The organism is uncultured Mailhella sp., assembly GCF_947631555.1.
Lineage (GTDB): Bacteria > Desulfobacterota > Desulfovibrionia > Desulfovibrionales > Desulfovibrionaceae > Mailhella.
In genome coordinates this window covers 1-5,811 of sequence record NZ_CANRLT010000105.1, presented here as the reverse complement: position 1 = coordinate 5,811, position 5,811 = coordinate 1, and the positions used below count along the sequence as shown (strand labels likewise).

Genomic DNA, 5,811 nt, shown 5'->3' with positions numbered 1-5,811 from the left:
AGGAGCCGTGCTTGAACGCTATGATCAAAAGTAAGGATATTTTTCTTTTCCAGTTTTTTGGCGCAATGATTCCATAGCTTAAACATAATAGTATCAAAAATATAAATTTTTTCATTTTTACATAGTTCAGCAATATGATTGTTTAATGATTTATACACATGTTTCATGATTCTATACTTTGCCTTCATAACACACTCCTGTGTACTGGTTATAGGTTACAAAAAAATTCAATACCTTTGGAAGCGCAGCGTCTTCACGCAAGCATCCCTTACCGCCAGGCGTTGACCGTGTCCGCCACGAAACGGATTTCCTCAGCGGTCATGACCGGCGACATGGGCAGGGAAAGGATTTCGCGGTGGATTTTTTCCGTGATGGGCCAGGAGCGATCGTTCCATTCTGCATAGGCGGGCTGCTTGTGCGGCGGCGTGGGGTAATGGATGAGCGTCTGTATGCCCTTGTCCGCAAGATAGCGCTGGAACGCGTCCCGCTCTTCCGTGCGCACGGCGAACACATACCAGACAGCGGCCTTTTCGTCCCAGGTCTGCGGCAGAACCAGGCGCGGGTTGGTGATGTGCTCGCGGTAGAACAGGGCGATTTCGCGGCGGCGGGCGTTGTCGGCGTCGAGGTATTTCAGCTTCACGTCCAGCACCGCGGCCTGAATTTCGTCAAGGCGTGAGTTTATCCCTTTATAAAGGTTATGGTACTTGCGGTCAGAGCCGTAGTTGGCAAGGGCCTTCAGCTTCAGAAAGAGCGTTTCATCGTTGGTGGTAATGGCGCCGCCGTCGCCAAGGCAGCCCAGATTCTTGCCCGGGTAGAAGGAAAACGCCCCCGCGTCACTGAGATTACCCGCTCTTTTGCCCTGATGCATGGCGCCGTGGGCCTGCGCGCAGTCCTCAAACACCTTGAGGCCGTATTTCTCTGCCAGTGCCCAGACCTTTTCCATGCGCACGGCCTGTCCGTAGAGGTGCACCACCATGATGGCGCGGGTGCGCGGGGTGATGGCCGCCTCAATCCTCTCCGGATCGATGTTGCAGGTGTCCCACTCGGGTTCCACCAGCACGGGGGTGCAGCCGTTTCGGGAAATAGCGAGGATGGTGGCGATGTAGGTGTTGGCCGGAACGATGATTTCATCGCCCGGGCCGAAGTCGTGCGCCCGGATGACCAGTTCGAGGGCTTCCAGCCCGTTGGCCACGCCCAGAGCGTACTTTGTGCCGCAGTACTCGGCAAAATGCCGGCAGAAGCGTTCGTTCTCTTCACCCTGCACATACCAGCCCTTGTCGAGAACGGTCTTAATGCGTTCGTCCATCTCACCGCGGAAACGGTTGTTCACTTTGGCAAGGTCGAGAAATAAAACCATCATTAACTCCTTTTAATAGAATTTGTCTTAGTAGTTGTATCCAGCTTTATTTTTTTATCTCCAAATATTTTTTCATCTATAGAGTAACAGTTTATACATTCTTTCTTTAATTTTTCTGAACATGTTCCAGAAAAATCATATCTTCCATAGATATTATATTTATATATTGATATTCCAAAAAATTTTAAATGCTTCATTGCATAATTATTTATCAGTTCTCCCACTTTTATGCCAAAAATATAGTAATATATTTTATCAAGATGTGTAACAGCTTTAACAACTGGTAGCCATAATAAATAGTATCTTCTTGTAAAAATCCCTTGTCCAGAATCGTATGGTAAATATTTCAAGCATTTTTTTAATTTTTCATATGTCAAACTAGTTGAATTAATACAATTTAATAAGCATTTTCCGGTAAATTCTATATTATTATGCTTTTCAATGTAATATTTAAAACATTTTTTACCATATTCTTCATGTTTATTATATATGCTTATATCATCAAGCATATTATTAAATGGTTGCACTGTTTTAAATAATGGTTCAAAATCTTCCTTATTACGATATTTCTCTCGTGGTGAACCAAGGCAATATTCATAGCAGTCAAAAAGCCAGGAAAATTTATCATCATAAGATTGATCTGTATTTTCCTGTGCGGCTATAACTGGCAAAGATAAAGCTGCAAAATTTAATAGAGCTGTCCCCATAGCAAAGCCGACGTCTGTATGTTCCTTCAAATAGGTATCTCGTTCTTTTCCAAGCATAAGTCCTTTAAAAATAAACTTTATATCTTTAAATTGTTTACTATACTCTTTAACTGTTTCTTCATCAAGACCATTGCCAATAATATGAAAAATTTTCTTTTTACTAGTATAATAGTTTGAAAAATTTTTAATAAAGTTTTCTATCGCTAGTGCTTTTGTTCCAGTTACTCGTCCAAGCCAAACAGCATTTATTTCGTCTTTATTATTATCTTGTTCATTAGAAGAATGGGATATTTTTCTTAATTCATCATTAATCGATTGGATTTGATCTAATATCTCCGCTTGTCTTTTGTTTTGTTCTTCATTCGGTAATATATTTTCATTATAGAAAAATAATGGAATATATTTTTTTTCAAAACGCTGTTTAAATGTATGACATGCTCCTACCCAGCATCCGTAATCTGCAAAAGCGTAAGCATTATTTTTGTTTAACACTTTTCCAAGTTTATAAAAAGTATTTTTTCTAAATAATATTTTCCAATCCACATCAGTAGCCCAATGATAAGAAAGTATTTTTATATTTTTTGCTTTAATATTTTTTACATATCCAATCTTGTCTCCTGGAATAAAAATGCAAGAATTATCTTCCAAATCCCAATCCATAGTTTCATAGGGTATATAATGGATATCGTCATTTGGGAAATATTTTTTTCCCGTCCTTGTTGCAATTCCATCAGAAAAATCTATAATACCTACTTTCATATTTGCTTTTACAATCAAATATTCGATAAATCTAAATATTAACATGTCTCCACCGCCAGATGCATAGCTAAAAGCAAGAAAGTATATTCTCTTTGGCATTTGAGACTGGCTATTATTCATGCTCTTGTGTTCTCTGTGAAAAAAGCGCGAAACAAAGCAAAAGATCTGATTTTGGAAAAGAGTATGATACGTATTCATGGTTTCACCCCAACATGGAAAAAAGTTTGTCCTTGTTTGTCCAATAGCTCGACCTGTTTGACATAAAAATATACTCAAACTCTGTTTTATCTATAATTTTTGAACCGCATATTTTATGGTATCTCACTACTTTGATATTATCCTTGTGTACACAAAAAATGGATTCTTCAAAATTCAATGACTCATACGCATATCTTCTTAAAAGCAAATCACCTTCAAAAGACTCTTGTGGAGTAGCACCATCCTTCATAAGCCAACTCCCTCCAGTAAACCGTGCTCCTTGTACATTATAAATACGTGTAGTCCCAAGTGGTTCATGCTTTTTATTTTCAATAATAAAATACCATTCATTATCCAGGGTAAAATAACGCTTCAAGTAATCGATCTGCTTTTGCAGGTCATGGTCTGTCTTATGCAGAAATCGTGATTTCTTCTCATCCGTGCGGAGTTCCAGAATGAACGCCGCATCGTCCAGCGTCACTTCCCGCAGATTGACATATTTCCCTTGGAGCATTTCAGGGTGAACAATCCTGGCCATAACATTCCTCTCAGCAAACAGAGATCACTCTTGAAAGTTCTCGAATGAGGTCGTGTCCGTCCCAGAACACGCCGATATCCATAGCCTTGCCCACGGGCATAATGCGGTCGATCCCGCGGAGGCCTTCTGTAATGATGGCCTGCCGCAGCGCCGTGGTATCGACGCCGAAGCAGGTGATGGTCTGGAAACGCTCCGTGACCACAGCGAACAGTTCCTTCCAGCTCCCAAGGGCGTATTCATGAAAGTACCCGCCCTTGCCGCGGCAGGAGGAGAGGTTGGCATCCAGCGCGGCGAGTTCCACGCGGTAGATGAGGTTCCCCATGCGGCGCACGTCACGCAGATTCCCCGTGTCTACGGCCTCACGGCAAAGCTCCGTGTACTTGTCCACGGCCACAGCATCCTGGAGCGTGTAGCGGGCCGAGGCGCAGGCGTACACCGCTTCCCAGAAGCGCTCACGGCCCGCCGCATCGTCGTTCTGCCAGAGTATGACCTGCGGGGACGAGCAGGCGTTCTGATCCATAAGGAAAGTGTCGTTGTAGAAGTCTTCCGCAAGGCGTCGAAGCTGCACTTCCCCGGCCTGCAGGACGGCTCTCGCGTCCAAGAGTGCCAGCGAATACCTGTCCGCAAAGGTCACGTCCACGCAGCGGGGCATGGCGGGAAGCGCCTTAATCATGGCGATGGTGGCATCGCCGCCCCAGATCATGCGGGCATCGGCCCGGGCGCAGAACGCCGCTGTGATTTCGCTGTCACGGGGATAGCGTACGAAGGCTGTGCGTTTTTCTATCTCCGGATAGTTTCTGAGGATCCGCGCCATCACCTTGCAGAGCGCATCCGTCTGCGGGAAGGACTTGCCGGGCAGGCGCACAATGCTGGCATTGCCGGCAAGGAGCGCAAACAGATACGAAAAGGCAAAATTGATGGGAATGTTGGAAGGCGCGATGTGGAAGCACAGGCCGCGCCCCAGGCGATGGGAAGCGTCGCCGAAGTCCCGCTGCATCTTCCGGAGACTGGCTCTGCGGCCCCAGAAGGCCAGCGCCGCGAGGTCGGGCATGGCACGGGAGAGGGGAGACTTCATAAGTTCTGCGGAAAGTTCCGCGATGAAGCCGCACACGCCGCCGTCAAACACGCCAAGCGGCGTATTGGCCACATCTTCGCTGCCGAGAAGATATTCAACGCCGTTCATAGGTATCACTGCACCCTCTCAGCTCCGCACTTTTGATGCGGCCATGAATCCTGAAATATTTTCCGAGCCTGCCGCAGGGGCAGTCATCTACGCCAAGCAGTTCGCCCTCGTCCTCGGTGAGCAGCACATGCCCTGGGTAGCTTGTGGGCAGGACGGAAAGCAGCTCAATGAGTCCGCGTTCCCCTTTTTCGGCCACTGAGAAGTCGGAAGAACGGCGGATGAGGACATCGGAATAGTTGGAACAGTGCATGTGGCCGTATTCGCACTCCACAAACACGGAGCCGAGCTGCTCGGCCATGCCGTAGTAATTATGCACCTTCACCCTGCCGAGTACGCCCTGGACGCGGCGGTTGAACTCCAGCACGTTCACGGCCTGGTCGCTGAGCTTTTTCCAGCCGCCGATGTGGAAGAGTACGGCGTCCCGCAGGTCAAAGCTGCGGCCAAGCTCTTCCAGCGCACGCACTACGAACTGCCAGATCATGTAGGTGTAGCCGAACATGAGTACGGGTTCGCCAGCATGCCTTGCGCAGAATCCTGCGACTTTCTCCAGGTCGAGGTTCATGCCGGCGTCGAGGGCGTAGGTGACATCCCGCCCGAAGAGGGAAAAGCCGATGATGCCCGCGCCCCGTGCCGAATACATGGAGCGGTCCTTCTTGACCATCTCGGTATCCAGCAGGAGCAGAGGCAGGCGCTGTCTGCCGATGAAGGAGGAAATAATCTCGTTCAGCGCCTTGCTCTGATGGCGCACGTTGACGGCGTCAAGAAAAACCCTGGACACGGCCTGACCCGAAGTCCCGGAAGAGGTGAGTGTCTTGGTCACGTTCTCACGGGGAACGGAACACAGATCATACATCTTGAACAGACGAACGGGCAGGAAAGGCTGTTCCGCGCAGGAACGCGGCCGCGATGCATCGATTCCGAGCGCATCCAGCATCCTGCGGTACTCCGGGCAGCGTTCGTAGTGATGCCGCGTCAGATCCGAAAGTATCGCGGAGAGGGCAACTTCCTTCTCCTCTTTGGCGAGCGCGTAGGGAGGCAGCTGAAAAAGCTCGTCAAGCGTCATGGCCCA

At 47.7% G+C, this 5,811-nt stretch carries 6 protein-coding genes; all 6 read right to left on the bottom strand.

Translation table 11 applies throughout. The features are described 5' to 3' along the window. A partial coding sequence (locus Q0Z94_RS10720) for a hypothetical protein (protein WP_298069571.1) occupies positions 1 to 188 on the bottom strand: 188 nt, incomplete at its 3' end. An 80-nt stretch (positions 189 to 268) separates the two neighbouring features. Beyond that, positions 269 to 1,360 (bottom strand): DegT/DnrJ/EryC1/StrS family aminotransferase, encoded by a 1,092-nt coding sequence (locus Q0Z94_RS10715; RefSeq protein WP_298069569.1) that lies wholly within the window; start codon positions 1,358 to 1,360, stop codon positions 269 to 271. After that, positions 1,360 to 2,943: a hypothetical protein gene (locus Q0Z94_RS10710; protein ID WP_298069568.1), complete on the bottom strand. Its 1,584-nt coding sequence runs from the start codon at positions 2,941 to 2,943 to the stop codon at positions 1,360 to 1,362. The genes Q0Z94_RS10715 and Q0Z94_RS10710 overlap by 1 nt, the downstream gene beginning before the upstream one ends. A gap of 82 nt (positions 2,944 to 3,025) precedes the next feature. Beyond that, entirely contained in the window at positions 3,026 to 3,559 is a 534-nt protein-coding gene (locus tag Q0Z94_RS10705; protein ID WP_298069566.1) for a GNAT family N-acetyltransferase, read from the bottom strand. A gap of 10 nt (positions 3,560 to 3,569) precedes the next feature. Then, the gene (locus Q0Z94_RS10700; RefSeq protein ID WP_298069564.1) at positions 3,570 to 4,742 is read right to left on the bottom strand and encodes an acyl-CoA reductase; all 1,173 of its coding nucleotides are present in this window, start codon (positions 4,740 to 4,742) and stop codon (positions 3,570 to 3,572) included. Then, the coding region (locus tag Q0Z94_RS10695; protein WP_366517615.1) for a hypothetical protein at positions 4,729 to 5,811 on the bottom strand (1,083 nt) is incomplete at its 5' end. The genes Q0Z94_RS10695 and Q0Z94_RS10700, both read right to left, overlap by 14 nt.